The 19,187-nt window shown below is 68.2% G+C and carries 17 protein-coding genes; 8 read left to right on the forward strand and 9 right to left on the reverse strand.

Features of this window, described 5'->3' with window-relative positions:
- The coding region (locus tag AZG88_RS37785) for a helicase-related protein (RefSeq protein ID WP_061700615.1) at window positions 1-1,294 on the forward strand (1,294 nt) is incomplete at its 5' end.
- 36 nt (window positions 1,295-1,330) lie between these two features.
- On the opposite strand, the gene AZG88_RS37790 is transcribed toward AZG88_RS37785, so the two are convergent.
- Both AZG88_RS37790 and AZG88_RS37795 read right to left on the reverse strand, forming a co-directional pair.
- Window positions 1,331-1,963, reverse strand: coding sequence for a hypothetical protein (locus tag AZG88_RS37790; RefSeq protein ID WP_061041852.1), 633 nt, complete (start codon window positions 1,961-1,963; stop codon window positions 1,331-1,333).
- An 87-nt stretch (window positions 1,964-2,050) separates the two neighbouring features.
- A complete protein-coding gene (locus AZG88_RS37795; protein ID WP_061041798.1) occupies window positions 2,051-2,602 on the reverse strand; it encodes a DinB family protein in 552 nt (183 codons plus the stop codon).
- A 152-nt stretch (window positions 2,603-2,754) separates the two neighbouring features.
- Between AZG88_RS37795 and treS the strand changes: the two genes are divergently transcribed.
- Complete coding sequence (treS, locus tag AZG88_RS37800; RefSeq protein WP_061041853.1) at window positions 2,755-4,611, forward strand: maltose alpha-D-glucosyltransferase; 1,857 nt, start codon at window positions 2,755-2,757, stop codon at window positions 4,609-4,611.
- Entirely contained in the window at window positions 4,608-6,011 is a 1,404-nt protein-coding gene (locus tag AZG88_RS37805) for a maltokinase N-terminal cap-like domain-containing protein (RefSeq protein ID WP_061041799.1), read from the forward strand. Before treS ends, AZG88_RS37805 begins: the two co-directional genes overlap by 4 nt.
- On the opposite strand, the gene AZG88_RS37810 is transcribed toward AZG88_RS37805, so the two are convergent.
- From AZG88_RS37810 to AZG88_RS37830, 5 genes are all read right to left on the reverse strand, one after another.
- Window positions 5,992-7,890 (reverse strand): ABC transporter ATP-binding protein, encoded by a 1,899-nt coding sequence (locus tag AZG88_RS37810; RefSeq protein WP_005239412.1) that lies wholly within the window; start codon window positions 7,888-7,890, stop codon window positions 5,992-5,994. The two genes, AZG88_RS37805 and AZG88_RS37810, sit on opposite strands and share 20 nt — an antisense overlap.
- 100 nt (window positions 7,891-7,990) lie before the next feature.
- The gene (locus AZG88_RS37815) at window positions 7,991-8,593 is read right to left on the reverse strand and encodes an AMIN-like domain-containing (lipo)protein (protein ID WP_005239414.1); all 603 of its coding nucleotides are present in this window, start codon (window positions 8,591-8,593) and stop codon (window positions 7,991-7,993) included.
- 24 nt (window positions 8,594-8,617) lie between these two features.
- Complete coding sequence (locus AZG88_RS37820; RefSeq protein ID WP_005239416.1) at window positions 8,618-9,046, reverse strand: YchJ family protein; 429 nt, start codon at window positions 9,044-9,046, stop codon at window positions 8,618-8,620.
- On the reverse strand, window positions 9,043-10,605 hold the full coding sequence (locus AZG88_RS37825) for a long-chain-fatty-acid--CoA ligase (RefSeq protein ID WP_005239418.1): 1,563 nt from the start codon (window positions 10,603-10,605) through the stop codon (window positions 9,043-9,045). The genes AZG88_RS37820 and AZG88_RS37825 overlap by 4 nt, the downstream gene beginning before the upstream one ends.
- Window positions 10,606-10,677: 72 nt before the next feature.
- Window positions 10,678-11,595 (reverse strand): hypothetical protein, encoded by a 918-nt coding sequence (locus tag AZG88_RS37830; RefSeq protein WP_005239420.1) that lies wholly within the window; start codon window positions 11,593-11,595, stop codon window positions 10,678-10,680.
- A 144-nt stretch (window positions 11,596-11,739) separates the two neighbouring features.
- Between AZG88_RS37830 and AZG88_RS37835 the strand changes: the two genes are divergently transcribed.
- From AZG88_RS37835 to AZG88_RS37850, 4 genes are all read left to right on the forward strand, one after another.
- Window positions 11,740-12,513 carry an ABC transporter ATP-binding protein gene (locus AZG88_RS37835; protein WP_005239421.1) on the forward strand — a complete coding sequence of 258 codons (774 nt, stop codon included), beginning with the start codon at window positions 11,740-11,742 and terminating at the stop codon, window positions 12,511-12,513.
- Between the two features lie 4 nt (window positions 12,514-12,517).
- On the forward strand, window positions 12,518-15,049 hold the full coding sequence (locus AZG88_RS37840) for an ABC transporter permease (protein WP_061041800.1): 2,532 nt from the start codon (window positions 12,518-12,520) through the stop codon (window positions 15,047-15,049).
- An 84-nt stretch (window positions 15,050-15,133) separates the two neighbouring features.
- Window positions 15,134-16,363, forward strand: a complete 1,230-nt coding sequence (locus AZG88_RS37845) for an NAD(P)/FAD-dependent oxidoreductase (RefSeq protein WP_197488010.1) — start codon at window positions 15,134-15,136, stop codon at window positions 16,361-16,363.
- A 32-nt stretch (window positions 16,364-16,395) separates the two neighbouring features.
- Window positions 16,396-17,169: a glutamate racemase gene (locus AZG88_RS37850; protein ID WP_005239426.1), complete on the forward strand. Its 774-nt coding sequence runs from the start codon at window positions 16,396-16,398 to the stop codon at window positions 17,167-17,169.
- Here the strand turns inward: AZG88_RS37850 and AZG88_RS37855 are convergent.
- Both AZG88_RS37855 and AZG88_RS37860 read right to left on the reverse strand, forming a co-directional pair.
- Window positions 17,157-17,810, reverse strand: a complete 654-nt coding sequence (locus AZG88_RS37855) for a TetR/AcrR family transcriptional regulator (RefSeq protein WP_005239429.1) — start codon at window positions 17,808-17,810, stop codon at window positions 17,157-17,159. The genes AZG88_RS37850 and AZG88_RS37855 overlap by 13 nt on opposite strands.
- 86 nt (window positions 17,811-17,896) lie before the next feature.
- On the reverse strand, window positions 17,897-18,262 hold the full coding sequence (locus AZG88_RS37860; RefSeq protein ID WP_025432213.1) for an SPW repeat domain-containing protein: 366 nt from the start codon (window positions 18,260-18,262) through the stop codon (window positions 17,897-17,899).
- Window positions 18,263-18,435: 173 nt separating this feature from the next.
- Here AZG88_RS37860 and AZG88_RS37865 point away from each other — a divergent pair, with 173 nt between their 5' ends.
- Entirely contained in the window at window positions 18,436-19,164 is a 729-nt protein-coding gene (locus tag AZG88_RS37865; RefSeq protein WP_061041855.1) for a DNA alkylation repair protein, read from the forward strand.
- Window positions 19,165-19,187: the final 23 nt, after the last annotated feature.

Genomic DNA, 19,187 nt, shown 5'->3' on the forward strand with positions numbered 1-19,187 from the left:
CTACCTCGTCCTGGACGAGGCCGACGAGATGCTGAAGATGGGTTTCCAGGAGGACGTCGAGCGCATCCTCGCCGACACTCCGGAGTACAAGCAGGTGGCGCTGTTCTCGGCGACGATGCCGGGGGCCATCCGCAAGATCTCGAAGCAGTACATGCACGATCCCGTCGAGATCACGATGAAGTCGAAGACGTCGACGGCCTCCAACATCTCGCAGCGGTACGTCCAGGTGGCGCACCAGCGCAAGCTCGACGCCCTGACGCGTGTCCTCGAGGTCGAGGACTTCGAGGCGATGATCATCTTCGTGCGCACCAAGCAGGCCACCGAGGACCTCGCGGAACGACTGCGCTCGCGCGGATTCTCCGCGTCGGCGATCAACGGCGACATCGTGCAGGCGCAGCGTGAACGGACCATCGGCCAGCTCAAGAGCGGCGCCCTCGACATCCTCGTGGCCACCGATGTGGCCGCGCGTGGTCTGGACGTGGACCGCATCTCCCACGTCGTCAACTACGACATCCCGCACGACACGGAGTCGTACGTCCACCGGATCGGCCGCACCGGTCGCGCCGGGCGCGCCGGCGAGGCGCTGCTGTTCGTGGCGCCGCGCGAGCGGCACCTGCTCAAGGCCATCGAGAAGGCGACCCGTCAGCCGCTGGCCGAGATGCAGCTGCCCAGCGTCGACGACGTCAACGCGCAGCGGGTGTCCAAGTTCGGCGACTCGATCACCGAGAGCCTCACGTCCGACAACCTGGCGTTGTTCCGCAAGATGATCGAGGACTACGAGCAGGAGCACGACGTCCCGCTCGCCGACATCGCCGCCGCGCTCGCGGTGCAGTCGCGCGACGGTGAGGCGTTCCTCATGGCGCCCGAACCGCCGCCCGCGCCCCGCCGCGAGCGCGAGCCCCGCGAACGTCCGGCGCGCCGTTTCGACGACGGCCCCCCGACGCGGTCGCGTGGACCGGAGGGCCAGGAGCTCGCGACGTACCGCATCGCGGTCGGCAAGCGGCACCGTGTCGTGCCGGGTGCGATCGTCGGTGCCATCGCGAACGAGGGTGGGCTGCGGCGCAGCGACTTCGGGCACATCAGCATCCGCCCGGACCACAGCCTGGTGGAGTTGCCCGCAGACCTGTCCAGCGAGACCCTGGAAGCCCTGCGCCGTACCCGGATCTCCGGTGTGCTGATCCAGCTGCAGCCCGATTCGGGTCCGCCGTCGGGTCGGCCGCGCGGTGGCCGCGACGATCGGGCAGGCGGAAAGTTCCAGCGCGACCGGGACAGCCGGAAAAGGCCGCGCGAGTAGCACTCGCGCGGCCGTCCCGAACGGGATCCCCGGCGATTACGCCGGGGGAGCGGGAGCCGGGGCGGGCTGTGCCGCCTCGGCGGGCAGCGGACCCTCCTCGGGAACGAAGAACGAACCGACGGTCGGCAGCACGTAGCACGTCGCGTTGGTGTAGCCGACGGTGCCGAAGATCGATGCCACGACGGTGCCGGGCCCCGTCGCCACGACCTTGTTCAGCGCCGGGTAACCGCCGTCGGTGACGCCGTCGAGGGGCAGGATTCCGCTGGAGCCGGTGTTGGTGTTGATCCACGCGACGTTGAGTCCCGACGACTTCACGACACCGGGGTATGCGGAGAGGGCCTGGAACCTGATCTCGTTCGCCTTCACCTCGGCGGTGGGCCCCGTGGTGCCCGATGCCAGCGTCAGCGTGACCGGTGCGACGGTGCCGCAACCCACGGTCGGTGCGGTGTAGAGGAACGGCGTGTACGCGCCCGCGACGTCACGCAGCACGGTCGACGTGGCCAGCGCCTCGACCGCGGCCTTCTCCTCGGGCTTGTCGGCCTGGGTGCGCAGTTCGGTGAGTCCGGGGACGTCCGGGGTGGCCGGTTCCGCCGCTGCCGTGCCCGAGAGGCCGAAAGTCGCCGCGATACCGACCGTTGCCGCCGCGATCGTGCGTCGCATCACGCTCATACCGTCCACCTGAACTCCTCGTTGTCTCGTCCGGGCAGCTCTGCAGCGCCGCCCGAGCGGTGAATTTACCCGAGATAGTGGAATCAGTCAGGACCAGCTGCCGCCGCCGGCCAGCGTATCGGCGCGTGCGCCGTCGAGGGATTGCCGGATGATGTCGGCGTGACCGGCGTGCCGGGCGAGTTCCTCGATCTGGTGCAGCAGCATGTAGCGGACCGTGAAGGTGACTCCCGACGCCATCCACTGCGCCACGTCGGCGGGCAGGTCGACGTCGCGCTCCAGATCGGTTTCGGCGGCGACCGCGGCCTCGGTGGCGCGCTGGGCGTCGTCGAAGCGGGCGAGGAGGACGTCGACGGTCTCGTCCTCGGCGACGTTCCATGCGGCCATCCACACTGCCACCGGATCGCCGCCGGCATCGCGCGTGGCCCCGGTGATGCGGGAGGTCATCGCCTCTTCGCCGTCGATCACGTGCTTGAGGAGGGAAGCCAGGCTCATCTCGCTGGCGCTGGGCACGCTGCGGGCCTGCTCCTCGGTCAGCCCGGACAGCGCGTTACGAAAGGCGGTCCGCTGGTTGTCCAGCATGAGGAGAAGGAGTCCGTGCTCGTCGGAGATGGGGTTCTGGGTGCTGGGTGTCTCGGTCATGCGTTCAGTCTGGCGCGGATAGCGGACACCTACTGTCCTCGATCGACACTCTGCGCGCGTTCCCGGCGGTTCGGCCAGGACCGACCTACGATCGAGGCACGTGTCCGGGGAACGCCCCTGTTCCTGTGATCGAGTCGCGAACCGAGGTGCTTATGCCCCTGGAAGATTCGTCGTCGGCCTTCGCCGACCCGTCCCGGGAGGGTGCGGCCCCGCCGGAGCACGACCTCGAAGGGCACATCATCGAGGCCCGGTCCGAGGACTTCTTCCACGCCCGAGAACTGCAAGTGGACAACGAGTGGTTCAAGACCGCGGTGTTCTACGAGGTTCTGGTCCGCGCGTTCTTCGATTCCTCCGGCGACGGAACGGGCGATCTCCAGGGGCTGACGTCCAAACTCGACTACCTGTCCTGGCTCGGCGTCGACTGCCTGTGGCTGCCGCCGTTCTACGACTCACCGCTACGCGACGGCGGATACGACATCCGCGACTTCCGCGCCGTGCTCCCGGAGTTCGGGACGGTCGAGGATTTCGTCCAGCTCTTCGATCAGGCGCACCGCCGCGGGATCAGAGTCATCACGGACCTGGTCATGAACCACACCTCCGACACACACGCATGGTTCCAGGAGTCGCGCGCCGACCCCGAGGGCCCGTACGGCGACTTCTACGTGTGGTCGGACCGGGACGCGGGGTACCCGGACGCGCGCGTCATCTTCGTCGACACCGAGACGTCCAATTGGACGTGGGATCCGGTGCGCAAGCAGTACTACTGGCATCGTTTCTTCTCCCATCAGCCGGACCTGAACTACGACAATCCCGACGTCCAGGGCGCGATGATCGACGTGCTGCGGTTCTGGTTGGACCTCGGAATCGACGGCTTCCGGTTGGACGCCGTGCCCTACCTGTTCGAGCGGGAGGGCACCAACTGCGAGAACCTGCCCGAGACCCATGCGTTTCTCAAGAAGTGCAGGGCCGTCATGGACGCCGAGTACCCGGGGCGGGCGCTGCTCGCCGAAGCCAACCAGTGGCCGTCGGACGTCGTGGAGTACTTCGGGGAGCCGGACGTGGGCGACGAGTGCCACATGGCGTTCCACTTCCCGCTGATGCCCCGCATCTTCATGGCCGTGCGGCGGCAGAACCGGTTCCCGATCTCCGAGATCCTCGCGCAGACCCCGCCGATTCCGAGCTCGTGCCAATGGGGAATCTTTCTCCGGAACCACGACGAGCTGACGCTCGAAATGGTGTCGGACGAGGAGCGTGACTACATGTATTCCGAGTACGCGCAGGATCCGCGGATGAAGGCGAACATCGGCATCCGGCGACGTCTCGCGCCGTTGCTCGAGAACGACCGCAACCAGCTCGAGCTGTTCACCGCGCTGCTGCTGAGCCTGCCGGGTTCGCCCGTCCTCTACTACGGCGACGAGATCGGCATGGGCGACAACATCTGGCTCGGCGATCGGGACTCGGTGCGAACGCCGATGCAGTGGACTCCCGACCGCAACGCCGGATTCTCCCGCGCCGACCCGGCGCGAATGTACTTGCCGGTCATCATGGATCCCACGTACGGCTACCAGTCGGTGAACGTCGAGGCGCAGATGAACTCGACCAATTCGTTGCTGCACTGGACCCGGCGCCTGATCCAGGTCCGCAAACAGCATCCGGCGTTCGGAACGGCGTCGTTCACCGAGCTCGGCAGCGCGAACCCGGCCGTCCTGTCGTATGTTCGGGAGACGCCGCCGAGCCAGGACCGGCCGTACAGCGACGTCATTCTGTGCGTCAACAACCTGTCCAGGTTCCCGCAGGCGGTGATCCTGGACCTCACCCAGTTCGCCGGCCGAATTCCCGTGGAACTCACCGGTTCCGTTCCCTTCCCCTCCATCGGGGAGGACGGGTACATGATCACACTCCCCGGTCACGGATTCTTCTGGTTTGCGCTGCAACCGGATCCGAAGTCCGACGGCGCGGTGAGCGGACACCCGGTCAGCAGCGAAGCGGAACAGGCGGTGCAGCAGTGAACGAACCCAGCAGTGAACGCATTCCCGACGAGACCCTCGAGCGGCAACTCGTCCGATGGTTGCCGGATCGGCGGTGGTTCGCCGCCAAGGGCACCACCATCTCGGCGGTGCGGATCCTGCTGCGCCACGAGTTGATGTCGGTCTTCGGCTTCTCCGCCGAGCATCTCCTGGTGTCGGTGGAGTTCGAGGCGGGGCCGCCGCAGGTGTACCAGATACCGCTGGGGTTCCGCAGTCATCTGCCCGAGGACCTCGAGCCGTGGGCGCTGCCGGACGGCGACGGGAACATCATGATCGCGTACGACGGCCTGCACGATGCCGAGATCATCACCCTGTACGCCGACCTGCTGTCGGAGGCCGAGGGGTCCGGGCCGGTGCAGTTGAAGACCGTGCCGGGCACGGTGATCGAAGCGGGGCTCCGCGGGCGGACGCTCGGCGCGGAGCAGTCGAACACGTCGGTGGTGCTGGGGGAGAAGCTTCTGATGAAGATCTTCCGTCTGGTCACGCCGGGGGTGAACCCCGACGTCGAACTCCACCTCGCGCTCGCCGAAGCGGGCAGCGAATACGTGGCGACGCTGCGAGCGTGGATGGAGACGGACGTGGCCGGGATTCTGACCACCCTTGCGATGGTGCAGGATTTCGAGGCCAACTCGGCGGACGGGTGGAGCATGGCGCTCGGCAGCGTCCGCGACCTCCTGATCGAAGCGGATCTCCACGCCGCGGAGTTGGGAACGGACTTCGCCGGCGAATCCTACCGGATGGGCGCCGCGGTCGCCGACGTGCACGCGACCCTGGCGCGTGCGCTCGGTGCGGAGGAACGACAGGTGGCGTCGACGACCGTGGAGGCGATGACGCGCAGGCTGGACGCCGCCACCTCGATCGTTCCCGAACTGGGAGCGGTGGCCGCGGCGGTGCGGGGCAAGTTCGCCGAGGCGGAAGCTCTGGGAGCCACCACCGTCCAGCGGATTCACGGCGACCTCCACCTGGGGCAGGTGCTGCGGACGCCGGAGCGGTGGCTGCTCATCGACTTCGAGGGGGAGCCCGCCAAGACGCTCGACGAGCGCCGCGAACGGGACAGTCCGTTGCGGGACGTCGCGGGAATGCTGCGGTCCTTCGACTACGCCGCTCACCACCTGCTGGCCGATTCGGTGCCGATGGGAGCGATGGGGGCGGCGTCGCAGCGGGACTTCCGCGCGAGGGAGTGGGCGCAGCGCAACGCCGACGCCTTCTGCGAGGGCTATGCCTCCGTGTCGGGCACCGACCCGCGTGAGGCGGCGGCGTTGCTGCGGGCCTACGAACTCGACAAGGCGGTGTACGAGACCGTGTACGAGGCGAGGAACCGCCCGAATTGGATCGGCCTGCCCCTCTCCGCCATTCGCAGACTCACCGGAGTACCTCGGTGAGAGTCGGGGACGAGACCGTGCCCGTGTCGAACTGAGTGCGGTACAGCTCCTCGTACCGGCCGCCTGCGGCGAGCAGTTCGGAGTGGGTGCCGCGTTCGACGATGCGCCCGGCCTCGACCACGAGGATCAGATCGGCGGCGCGGACGGTCGACAGCCGGTGCGCGATCACCACCGCGGTCCGTCCGGCGAGGGCCTCGCCCAGCGCCTCCTGGACGGCGGCCTCGGACGTGGAGTCGAGGTGCGCCGTCGCCTCGTCGAGGATGACCACCCGCGGATGCGCGAGCAGCAGGCGCGCGATGGTCAGCCGCTGGCGTTCGCCTCCCGACAGCCGGTAACCGCGTTCGCCGACCACTGTGTCGAGGCCGTCGGGCAGGGCGGCGACGAGGTCGGTGAGCCGCGCCCGTTCCAGCACCTCCGCGAGTTCGGCCGGCGTGGCGCCCGGGCGGGCGAGCAGGAGGTTGGCCCGCACGGTGTCGTGGAAGAGGTGCCCGTCCTGAGTCACCATGCCGACGGTGGCCCGCACGGAGTCGGCCGTCAGGTCGCGCACGTCCACCCCGCCGAGTTTCACCGAGCCGGCGTCTGCGTCGTAGAGCCGGGGAACCAGTTGGGCGATGGTGGACTTGCCGGCTCCGGACGATCCCACCAGCGCGACCATCTGCCCGGGTTCGGCGCGGAACGACAGCTGGTGCAGTACGTCGACGCCGCCGCGGGTGTCGAGGGTCGCGACCTCTTCGAGCGACGCCAGCGACACCTTGTCGGCGGAGGGGTATGCGAACTCCACGGAGTCGAACTCCACCGACACCGGGCCCTCGGGCACCGCGACCGCGTCGGGCTTCTCCGCGATCAGCGGCTTCAGGTCGAGGACCTCGAAGACGCGCTCGAAGCTCACCAGCGCACTCATCACGTCCATGCGTGCGCTGGCCAGTGCGGTGAGGGGCGAGTACAACCGGGTCAGCAACATCGCCATCGCGACGACGGCACCCGCGTCGAGTTGTCCGCGCAGTGCGTAGAACCCGCCCAGCCCGTAGACGAGCGCCAGCGCGAGAGCGGATACGAGAGTGAGCGCGGTGACGAACACCGACTGCAGCATCGCCGTGCGGACGCCGATGTTCCGTACCCGCCGGGCACGGACCGCGAACTCGGCGGACTCCTCGGACGGACGGCCGAACAGCTTCACGAGTGTGGCACCCGGCGCCGAGAACCGCTCCGTCATCTGAGTGCTCATCACCGAATTGTGGTTGGCTGCCTCACGATTGAGTTGCGCCAGCCGTGCGCCCATCTTGCGGGCGGGCAGGACGAAGATCGGCAACAGCAGCAGCGCGCACAGCGTGATCTGCCAGGAGATCCCGATCATCACGATGAGCGTGATGCCGAGCGTGACGAGGTTGGACACCACGCCCGACAGCGTGTCGCTGAACGCGCGCTGCGCGCCGATCACGTCGTTGTTGAGGCGGCTGACCAGCGCGCCGGTGCGAGTGCGGGTGAAGAACGCGATCGGCATCCGCTGCACGTGGTCGAACACGGCGGTCCGCAGGTCGAGGATCAGGTTCTCACCGATGCTCGCGGACAGCCACCGCGTCCACAGGGCGAGTGCGGATTCGAGTACGGCGATGACCGCGATGAGCGCCGCGAGGCGCACGACGACGGACACCGCGTCGCCCCCGACGATGGCGTTGACGACACGGCCCGCCAGCACTGGGGTGGCCACGGCCAGCGCGGCCGTGACGACGCTGAGCAGCAGATACCACCCGAGGCTGCGCCGATGCGGCAGGGCGAAGCGGGCTATCCGCCGCAACGTGGTGCGGGAGAAGGGTCGACGATCCTCTTGGGCGTGCATCGCGTTGTACATCGCGTTCCACGCCGTGACTTCCATGCTCATGCCAGCGGCCTCCTGTCGCTATCCCCCCACGGTAGAGCCGGGGTATGACACGACGGTAGAACCTCAACGTTACTCGAGGTCAAGCTGCGGGCGGGAAGCGCTACTTCGCGACGTCCACGACCACCCGCGTCGGATCGGACAGGGTCGACACCGTGAAGGGACGGTCCGGTTGGGTCACGCCGATGAACGACTGCGTGACGCCTTCGAACACGAGCGCGCCGTTCACCTCGGTCACCGTGCCGCCGGGAACACCGGGCACCGGGTTGGGGCCCGAGTATCCCTCCACATCACTGTCGAACGGGTACGCCGAGCCGTCGATCTGCACCTGGAGGATGCCGTTGCCCGACACCGGGATCGTCTTGCCGCTGCCGTCCTGCACCGCCTCGTCCACATATGCGACCCGCCAGCCCGGCGTGCCCTTGCCGCCGAGTTCGTACACCACGCGGTCGAATCCCTCGTGCTCGCCGACGCGGACGTCGGTGACCGTGAGCTTCGCGGACTCGGACGCCGCGGACGATTTCGGCGACGCGTCGGTCGGGATCGGCGCCGACTCGGATTCGAGGGCGCTGCTGGTGGTGGCGGCCGCGGCCGGGGACGTCGCCGCCACACTGCTGGCGGAGTTCGACTCCGAGCATCCGGTGAGCGTCAGCGTCAGGGCGCAGGCGGCGAGCGCGGCGAAGGGACCGATCCGGTGGTTGATCATGATCCGATCGTAAGCCGGGTCCGATCAGACACGAGGGAGCCCCTGGCGTGGCGTCGCGATCGCGTCCAGGTACAGCCAAGTGCCGTCCTCCCGGACGAATCGGCTGTTCTCGTGCAGCGATTCGCGGTGGCCGTCCAGTACGTAGTGCGCGCGGAACTCGACGGTGCCGGTGGTGTCGAGCAGTCCGCCCCCGCTCGTGCCCAGGATGTCGAGGCGGGTCCAGCGCTGCTCCGGATCGAGGTTCAGAGTCCCGGGCCGCGTGCTCGGATGCCACGTCGCGAGGAGGTAGTCGGCATCCAGCACGGCGAACGCGCTGAACCGTGATCGCATCAGGCGTTCGGCCGTGGGCGCCGTCGTCTCGCCGCGGTGATACCTCCCGCAGCAGTCGTCGTACGGTTCACCGAGCAGGCAGGGGCATCGAGCGGTCACGGTTCCAGTATGGACGGCGGTCACACGAGCTTGTGGGTGCGGTCCTTCCAGTACGGCGCGCGCAGTTCCCGCTTGAGGATCTTGCCGGTGGGGTTGCGGGGCAGCAGGTCGACGATGTCGACCGTCGTCGGGCACTTGAACTTCGCCAGACGCTGGCGGGTGTAGTGGATCAACTCGTCCGGTTCGATACTCGTCCCGGTCACCGGCACGACGACAGCCTTGACCGTCTCACCCCAGTGGTCGTCGGGCACGCCGATCACCGCCACCTCCGCAACCGCCGGGTGCTCGACGAGCACCCGTTCGATCTCGGGGGAATACACGTTCTCACCGCCGGTGATGATCATGTCCTTCAGCCGGTCCTCGATGAACACGAAACCGTCGGCGTCCGCGCGTCCCATGTCGCCGCTGCGCAACCATCCGTCGGCGGTGACGGCCTCCGCCGTCGCCTCGGGCTTGCCGAGATACCCGGGCGTGCGTTGATCCGAACGCCACCACAATTCGCCCGTCTCGCCGGGGGCGACGTCCTCGGCCGTGGCCGGGTCCACGATGCGCATCTCCACACCGGGAATGGGTTGTCCCGCCGACGCCATCCTCTCCTCCTGCGCCGGGTCGCGATGCACCTCGGGCAGCAGAGCGGTGACGACACCCGCGCACTCGGTCATTCCGTAGACCTGGACGAACTCCGCCTCCGGCCAGGCCGCGAGCGCGCGGCGCAGCAACGGCAGCGGCATCGGCGCCGCGCCGTATGTGATGCGATGCAGCGCACCGAACGCGGCGACGGCCTGCTCGCCGGCGGCGAGCACTCCGGCGATCACCGGCGGCACCAGGAACGCGATGTTCGCACCCGCCGCGAGCGCACCGAACAGGGACGGGGCGTCGGCCTCCCTGGTGAAGTGGCACCGGGCGCCGGCGTGCACACCCATGATGGCGTAGCAACTTCCGCCGACGTGGAACAGCGGCATGGCGACGAGCAGGCAGTCGTCGTGGCGCGCGGGCAGGATCTCGAGCACCGCGGCGCTGTGGGCGATCAGGTTGCGGTGGGTCAGCTGAACCCCCTTCGGCCTGCCGGTGGTTCCCGAGCTGTACAGGATCAGGGCGGTGGCATCCGCTCCCACCTCCGGTGTCGACGACAGCACGGACGCCTCGGCGAGCCACGGCTCGAACTCGTCGTGCTCTCCGCCGACGGTGATGATCTGCTCGATGCCGGTCAGCCGGTCGCGCAGTGCCATGACCTGTTGGAGGAACTCGTTGCCCACGAACAGGATCCGCGCCCCGGAATCGTTGATCACGTAGTCGAGTTCCTCACCGGCCAGGCGCCAGTTGGGGACTGCGGCGGCCGCGCCGAGTAACGAGGCGGCGTAGGTGACCTCGAGGCAGGACAGATGGTTCTTGTCGACGAACGCGACCGTGTCGCCCGCCCCGATTCCGCCCTCCGCCAAGGCTCCCGCGATGTGCAGGATCCGGTCGTGCCATCCGGACCACGTGTAGTCGGTGCCCTGGAACTGCACGGCGACGTCATCCGGTCGGACCTGCGCCCAGTGCGCGAGTCGGTCGAAGATGATCTCGTTGTCGGCGTCCGACATGCGCCCACCTCTCGTCTGTGACGTCAGTCACATCAGGCTAGTAGCCGGTGATCCGATCAGTGACGTTTTGCCTCACGCGGCCGAACTGCTTCGGCTCTGTGTGTCCGCGCGTCGCAGCGCGGCGGTGCCGATGGCGCCGACCACGATCAGAGTGATGCCCAGCCAATCGGGGTCGTTGTCGGTGACGAGCATCGCGATCCCCACGCCGACCACGAACGGAGGCAGGAAGTCGAACAGTTTGACGAGGGGCGGTGCCACCTCTTCCGGTTCTCCGGGCTCCCGCGGCGTCTGCGCGCTCGCCACGTCCGGATACCACTCGGTGAAGGACAGCGCGAACAGCAACGCCCCGATCGGGATGATCCAGCCCGTCCAGAAATTGTCCGGTTGGTCGAGGACCAGGTCGCCGTACAGCCCGGCCGCCGCCGATACTGTGAAGGACAGCGCCCACACCAGCGTGATGAGCTGATTGACCTTGAGGAACAGCGGCGAGGTCCAATACTCCTCGGGCGTGGTCTCTTTCGCGTACGGCAGGGTGAACGGATTGCGTAGCAGCAGCGAGCCGAACGCGAACGCGACCAGCGCCAGGCTCGACATCTCGCCCGACCACTTCTCCAGCCACGTGATCAGGTCGTCGGATGCGAACAGTCCGATCGCGGCGAGGCAGCCGAAATAGAGGATGTCGAACACTTCGAGGGGTTTGAATGTTCCGCCGCGTCGGTGGCTGAGGAACAGGAACAGGATCGACAACCCGAGAGCGGTGGCGACCGACTCCTCGAACCGCCCGGGACCGGACAGCAGCGACATCAGGATCCACGGCGCCAGGCCGGCGAAGGGTGATTGCAGGAACGCGTCGAGGAACCGCGATCCCGCCCGGGGTTTGGGGGATTCGTTGGCCATGAGGCTCTCCTTCGCACCGGCGATACCGGAATTCTCCCAGGTCGGCACTTCCGTTGTGGGCGTTTCCGCGCGGGTCTCCGTGTCCGAGATCACGGCCGCGGGGACCCAAGATCAGGGTGGTCCCTGATGGCGGGCCGCCGCGGGTGTCGACAAGATGGAGGAGTGCGCCGCGCGTGCACCGTCCCGGCCCGTCACCACGGGGCCGGACCGCCACAAGAGGAATGACGAAAGGCGATCATGAGCACGCATGCCCCCGCTGTCGCTGCCCGTGCTGTCGAGCTGTCCAAGACGTACGGCACCGGCGACACCCAGGTTCACGCGCTCAGCGCGGTATCCGCCGAGTTCGCCCGTGGTGAGTTCACCGCGATCATGGGACCGTCCGGTTCCGGTAAGTCGACGCTGATGCACTGCCTGGCAGGTCTCGACGCGGCCAGTTCGGGTTCCGTCCTCATCGGCGACACCGAGTTGACGACGCTGACGGACAAGCAGATGACGCAGCTGCGACGCGACCGGATCGGCTTCGTGTTCCAGGCGTTCAACCTGGTGCCGACGCTGACGGCACTGGAGAACATCACCCTTCCGCTGGACATCGCGGGCCGCAAGCCGGACGCCGCGTGGCTCGAGAACGTGCTCACCAAGCTCGGACTGCAGGACCGTCTCGAGCATCGCCCCGGCGAGTTGTCCGGCGGTCAGCAGCAGCGAGTCGCGTGTGCCCGCGCCCTTGCGGGGCAGCCGGAGATCATCTTCGGCGACGAGCCCACCGGCAACCTCGACTCGAAGTCGTCGGGGGAGGTGCTGTCGATCCTGCGGGCGGCGGTGGACGAGTTCCACCAGACCGTCGTCATCGTCACGCACGATCCCCGCGCGGCGGCCTACGCCGACCGGGTGGTCTTCCTCGCCGACGGCAAGATCGTCGACGAACTGCGTGACCCGACGGCCGATTCGGTCCTCGACACGATGAAGCGACTCGACGAGCCCGCCCACGCCCTCGCGTCCGACGCGGCGGTCTGACCGCATGGCGTCCACATCCAGCGCTCCGATGCGCAAGGTGTCGCTGCGCAACCTGGCGGCACACAAGGTCCGGCTGGCGCTGACGGTGCTGTCCGTGGTGCTCGGCACCGCGTTCGTCGCCGGCTCCTTCGTCTTCACCGACACCCTCCAGAAGACGTTCGACTCGATCTTCGAGAACACCGCGCAAGGTGTCGACGTCCGGGTGTCGAGCGAGGAGCGCAACTCCAGCGGAGTGCCCCTCGCCGACCTCGACACCATCACAGCGCTGGACGGAGTGCGCGCGGTGGCACCTGCCGTCAGCGGGCAGATCGTCCTCATCGACTCCGACGGCGCCGCCGTACAGACGGGTGGTGCGCCGAGCATCGGCGAGTCGTACCTCCCGCCGGGTCAGGCGCTCGGTGAACCCGACGAATACGTTCAGGGGGGCCCGCCGGCCCAGGTCGGCCAGATGGCCGTCAACGCCAGTGCCGCCGAACGCGCGCAACTGACGGTCGGCGACACCACCAAGGTCCTCGTGCCCGCTCGCGGCATGGTCGACGTCACCGTCTCCGGCATCTACGACACCGGCAACGAGACCGGTGGATTCATCGGCGCGACGTTCGTCGACTCGCAGGCCCGTCAACTGTTCACCGACGGCAAGCACGTCGAGTACATCGACGTCGCCGGAACGGGTCTGTCCCAGACCGACTTGCGCGACGAGATCGCCGCGGCCCTTCCCGACGCGAAGGTCCAGACCGGCGACGAGGTGCGCGAGGAGACCAAGGCGCAGGTGACGGAGGCGCTGAGCTTCATCAACTACTTCCTCCTCGCATTCGGTGCGATCGCCCTGCTCGTCGGCACGTTCATCATCTACAACACGTTCTCGATGATCGTGGCCCAGCGCCTGCGCGAACTGGCACTGCTCCGCGCGATCGGTGCCAGCCGCAAGCAGGTGGGCCGTTCCGTGGTCTTCGAGGCCCTCGTGGTCGGCGTGATCGGCAGCGCGATCGGGATCGCCGCCGGCGTCGGCCTGGCCTACGGTCTGCGCGCACTGCTGAACGCGTTCGACGTCGGTCTGCCCGAGGGGCCCCTGCAGGTGGGGCCGCGCACGATTCTCATCGCCCTCGTGGTCGGGGTGCTGGTGACGACGATCAGCGCGTACGCGCCCGCCCGGCGCGCGTCCAAGGTGCCGCCGGTCGCGGCGATGCGGGAGGAATTCGCGTCCACCGGTGACTCACTGCACGTGCGGACCATCGCCGGCGCCGTCCTCGGTGTCCTCGGCGTCGTGGGACTCGTGATCGGCTCGCGCGGCACCGGTGGTGGCGCGGCCGCGGTCGTCGGTGCCGGCGCGCTCGGTCTGATCCTGGCCGTGCTGTTCGCCGCCCCGGCGTTGTCCCGGCCGATCGTCGGGGCCCTCGGAGCGGTACTGGCCAAGCCGTTCGGCCCGGTCGGGCGCCTGGCCCGCACCAATGCCGTGCGGAATCCGCGTCGCACCGCCGCCACCGCGTTCGCACTGACGCTCGGTCTGATGCTCGTGTCCGTGATCGGTGTGTTCGGCGCGTCCGCGAAGGCCAGCGTCAACCAGCTCGTCGACTCCGGGGTGTCCGCCGACTACGTGCTCACCGGCCCCAACCAGATCGGTGTGCCCAGCGGCGCGGCGAGGGCCGTGCGGAACCTCGACGACGTCCAGAGCGCCGCCGCCCTGCATCCGGTGTCCGTGAAGGTCGACGACGAGCAGCAGCAGGGCGCGTCGCTGGACGGCCCGCTCGAGGGCGTCCTCGACTACAAGCTCGTCGAGGGCGGCGCAGATCTGACGGGCAACCACCTCATCGTGTCCCAGACGACGGCCGCGCAGAAGGGCTGGACACTGGGGACCACCGTCCCGATGACGAGCGCCGACGGGAAGGTCGTCGACGCCGAGGTGACAGGCGTCTTCGAGGACAACCAGCTGGTCGGCGACTGGCTCGTCTCGGACGACGTGTACCGCCAGGTGATGCCCGCCGCGACCATTCCCGACCTGGCTGTCCTCGTCGACGCGAAGCCGGGTGCGGATCTGACGCAGCTGCGCGCCGACCTCGAATCCGCGACCAAGCAGTTCGTCGTGGTTCAGGTGCAGGACCGCGAACAGTTCAAGGGAACGCAGGGGCAGCAGATCGACACGCTCCTCGCCATCCTCTACGGACTGCTCGCACTCGCCGTCGTGATCGCGATCCTCGGCATCATCAACACGCTCGCGCTGTCGGTGGTCGAGCGTCGGCGGGAGATCGGCATGCTCCGCGCGGTCGGAATGCAGCGGTCCCAGATGCGTCGCACGATCTACCTGGAGTCGATGCTGATCGCGGTGTTCGGTGCGGCCGTCGGCGTGCTGCTGGGCATCGCATTCGGCTGGGGCTTCGTGAGCACCCTGAAGGACCAGGGGCTCGACCAGGTGACGGTGCCGTGGGGGCAGGTGATCGCGATGCTGCTCGGATCCGGCGTGGTCGGCGTACTCGCCGCGCTGTGGCCGGCGAGCCGCGCCGCCCGCACCCGGCCGCTCGAGGCCATCGCCGACCTCTGACCCGTGAGTACTTGTCAACCGCGGGCGGTTGACAAGTACTCACGGGTGCGGAGCGCGTTTGATATGACTTGTGCCAGAGATGTGATGGCGGTCATGTTCGTCGCAGGGGCAGATTGGGTGGGTACGGGGACAGTGCAGAGAATTGTGATCGTCGGAGCGGGCCTGGCAGGTCTGCGCACAGCCGAGGAACTCCGGCGGGCCGGATACGAAGGTGACCTGGTTCTTCTCGGCGGGGAACCGCACCTTCCCTACGACCGCCCACCGCTGTCGAAGGAAGTGATGCGCGGGGAGACGAGCGACACCACGCTCAAGCCGCGTGAGTTCTTCGACGAGAAGAACATCCAGTTGCGTCTGGGGGTCGAGGCGGTCGCGGTGGACACCGGATCCCGCATCCTGAGACTCGCCGACGGCACCGAACTCGGCTACGACGAACTGGTGATCGCCACCGGCCTCGTGCCGCGGCGGATACCGGGTCTGCCCGACCTCGCGGGCGTCCACGTTCTCCGGTCCATCGATGAGAGCCTGGCGTTACGCGCGGACCTCGCCGAGGGCAAGCGGGCACTGATCGTCGGCGCGGGCTTCATCGGCTGCGAGCTGGCGGCGAGCATGCGGGCCGGTGGTCTCGACGTGGTGCTGGTGGAGCCGCAGCCGACGCCGCTCGCGTCCGTGCTCGGCGAGAAGATCGGCGGACTCGTCGCCCGGCTGCACACGGAAGAGGGAGTCGACCTGCGTGCCGGTGTCGGACTCACGTCGCTGGTGGGCACCGCCCGCGTCACCGGAGCCGTCCTCGGCGACGGAAGCGAGGTGGACGTCGACGTCGTGGCGATCGGAGTCGGCTCGGTGCCGGTCACCGCGTGGCTCGACGGTTCGGGCGTCGAACTGGACAACGGTGTGGTGTGCGACGGCGTGGGACGCACGGCGGTGCCGCACGTGTGGGCGGTCGGCGACGTGGCCGCGTGGCAGCTGCAGGTGGGCGGTCGAAAACGTGTCGAGCACTGGAGCAATGCCGGTGAGCAGGCCAAGATCCTCGCCGGGGCGTTGACCGGGACCGGCGACGAGAACGCCGCCGCTCAGGTGCCGTACTTCTGGAGCGACCAGTACGACATCAAGATCCAGGCGCTGGGCACGGTGGCGGCCACCGACGAGGTGCACGTGATCAAGGACGACGGCCGCAAGTTCCTCGCCTACTACGAGCGGGACGGCATCCTGGCGGGTGTCGTCGGCGCCGGCATGGCGGGGGGCGTCATGAAGATGCGGGGCAAGATCGCGGCGGGAACTCCGATCGGCGAGGTCCTCGAGGCCGCGTCGGCGTAGGCCGCCGGGCGGGGGCGCGATAGATTCTCCGGGTGATTGTTGCGCTCATCGACTCGGGTCTCGGCATGCTGCCGACGTCGGCGTGGCTGCGCAAGTTGCGACCCGAACTGGATCTGATCCTCGCTCTGGATCCGGACGGGGCTCCGTGGGGTCCCAAGCCGGAACAGTGGGTGATCGACCGCGTTCTCGCGACCGCGCAGCGCTGCCTCGACCGCGGAGCCGAGGTGATCGTGCTGCCGTGCAACACGGCGAGCGTCACCGCGCTCGACCACGTCCGGGAGTTCGTCGGACCGGCTGTTCCGGTCGTCGGCACCGTTCCGGCGATCAAGCCGGCGGCCGCCGCGTGTCCGTCGGTGGCCGTCTGGGCGACCGCGGCAACGACGGCGAGCCGGTATCAGGCCGATCTGATCGAGAAGTTCGGGAACGGCAGTTCCGTGGTGGGTGTCGCGTGCCACGGTCTCGCCGAGGCGATCGACCGCGGCGAGCGGGACGCTGCCACCGCTGCCATCGCCTCCGCAGTGGAGCGCACACCCGACGGTGTGGGCGGGGTGGTGCTGGGCTGCACCCACTATCCGTTGGTGGCCGACGAGATCGCGGCGCAGCTCCCCGCCGGCGTGCGGTTGTTCGACAGCGCCGAGGCGGTGGCGGCGCAGACCCTCCGCCGTATCGATGCGTTGAACCGTCCGAGCGGGGGGGAAGGCACCGTCGAGGTCTTCCTCAGCGGCAGGCCCGGGCGGCTGCCCGCGAGCGCCGAGGCGTTCCCCGCCGGTCAGCTGTTGTCGGCGGGGCGTTCTCAGCCGAGTTGAACCATCCCGGCCGCCACGACGCGTGCGACGTTGTCGAGTTCCTCGCCGTGCCGCCTCGGCAGGTCGTCGAGGTCGTGGAGGCGGTCGCTGCCCGCCACGGAGAACATCGCGGCCACCCACGCCGTCGCACAGGCCCGGAGCGTCCCGGGTTGCACGGGGTAGGGCGAACTGGCCTGCAGGAGACGCTCGGTGATGTCGCTGAGGTAGTCGCGGAACCGTCGCAGGTGCGCACGGACGTCCGGGTGGGTCTCGGCCTCGCGCCAGATGATCACGCGCATCACCGACGAGTGGTGATCGCGCAGATTCAGCGCGTTGTCGAGGTTGACGAGGCTGGCGGCGGGGTCGCCCGGAGTCACCAGGGGGCCCACGTCGCCGAAGGGTTCGGTGGGCAGTCTCTCGGACAGCAGCGCCAGAAGGATGTCGGTCTTGGAGGGGAAGTAGTAGAACACCAGTCCTTTCGGGACGTGCGCGGCAGAGGCGATCGATGCGGTGGACGTGGCATCGAATCCGTGTACGGCGATGAGGGATTCGGCGGCGTCGAGAATCAGTTCTCTCGCGTCGCCGTCGATCTTCGCGCTGCGCCGCCGTCGGCCTTTCCGCGGTTGGGGGCCACCGGGCTTACCGAGATGGGGTGCTGGCATGAGCCTTTCCGGACGTGAACGGCGGGGCGCAGGCCGTAAGCCTGCGCCCCGCCCCAATCGATGTTCTCGGTGCTGTGGTTCACAGATCAGTGATGTGTCGCCAGCCCTCCGTGTCCGTGCATCCGGGAACTCATCATCGGCAACCCCGTGACAGCCACGACGACTGCCAGGACACCGACGACCCATGCGGTCCACGACGCGCCCGTGAATGCGTCGAAGTTCATCACCCACGGGGAGAGGAACAACAGCACGCCGAAGACGGCCATCGCGTACTCGGCCACAGTCATCTCCGGGCGGCTCATATGGACGAGACCGGAGAGGGCCACGAGTACACCGAGCACGATGAGTGACCACATCGCGGCGTTGTTGGTGTCGAGCCACAACGGCGAGAGCGCCGCGAAGGCTCCGATCACGATCGCCACCACATCTTGCATACGACTCCACGATCTCATGTCCAGCCTCCTCGAAATGGATTGTGTCCACCTCGAGTACACGCCTGATTGACCGCCCGATCAATACTTGCACCGTTGCATTCGGATAACGCGAACAGCAGGTCAGAGTATGTTTCGTGATCTTCGCCCGCGCTGTCGCGGCGACTGTCGGTCCCGTGTGGGACAGTGCCTTCGTGACTTCCACCGCGGACGACGTGAAGCGCGCACTCGACGAGTTGTCGGACGAGACCGACGCCGTCAATCTGGCACGGTTCTTCAAGACCGGTCCGGGGGAGTACGGGGAGGGCGACGTCTTCATCGGCGTGCGGGTTCCCGGGACGCGCAGCGTGGTTCGTGCGCACGCCGATCTGGATCTTCCGGAGGTGACGGTGCTGCTCGACAGTCCGGTGCACGAGCATCGACTGGCGGGGCTGCTGGTGCTCGCGGCGCAGTTCGACCGGGCGGCCAAGGCAGGCGATGACGCTCTGCGCGAGAAGATCGCGTCCTTCTACCTCGAACTGGTGATGCGGGGACGGGTGAACAACTGGGATCTCGTGGACTCGTCCGCCGACCGGATCCTGGGCGCGTGGCTGTACGACCGGCCGCGGGACCTGGTGTTCGAGCTGGCCGCGGACGACGACCTCTGGCGGCGCCGTGTCGCCCTGCTCAGTACGTTCGGTTTCATCCGCCGGGGTGACGCCTCCACGACGCTCGAGGTGGCGGAGCGTGTTCTCGGTGATCGCCGCGACCTCACGCAGAAGGCGACGGGCTGGATGCTGCGCGAGGTCGGCAAGCGGGTCGACCGCGACCTGCTCACCGGTTTCCTCGACCGGCACGCTGCGGCGATGGGCCGCACCGCGCTGACGTATGCGTGCGAGCATCTGACCGCAGAGGAGCGTGCGGGCTACCGCGCGATGCGGTGACGGGATACCCGCTACATTCGGTG

This window comes from Rhodococcus sp. LB1 (genome assembly GCF_001583455.1).
Classification (GTDB): Bacteria; Actinomycetota; Actinomycetes; order Mycobacteriales; family Mycobacteriaceae; genus Rhodococcus_F; species Rhodococcus_F opacus.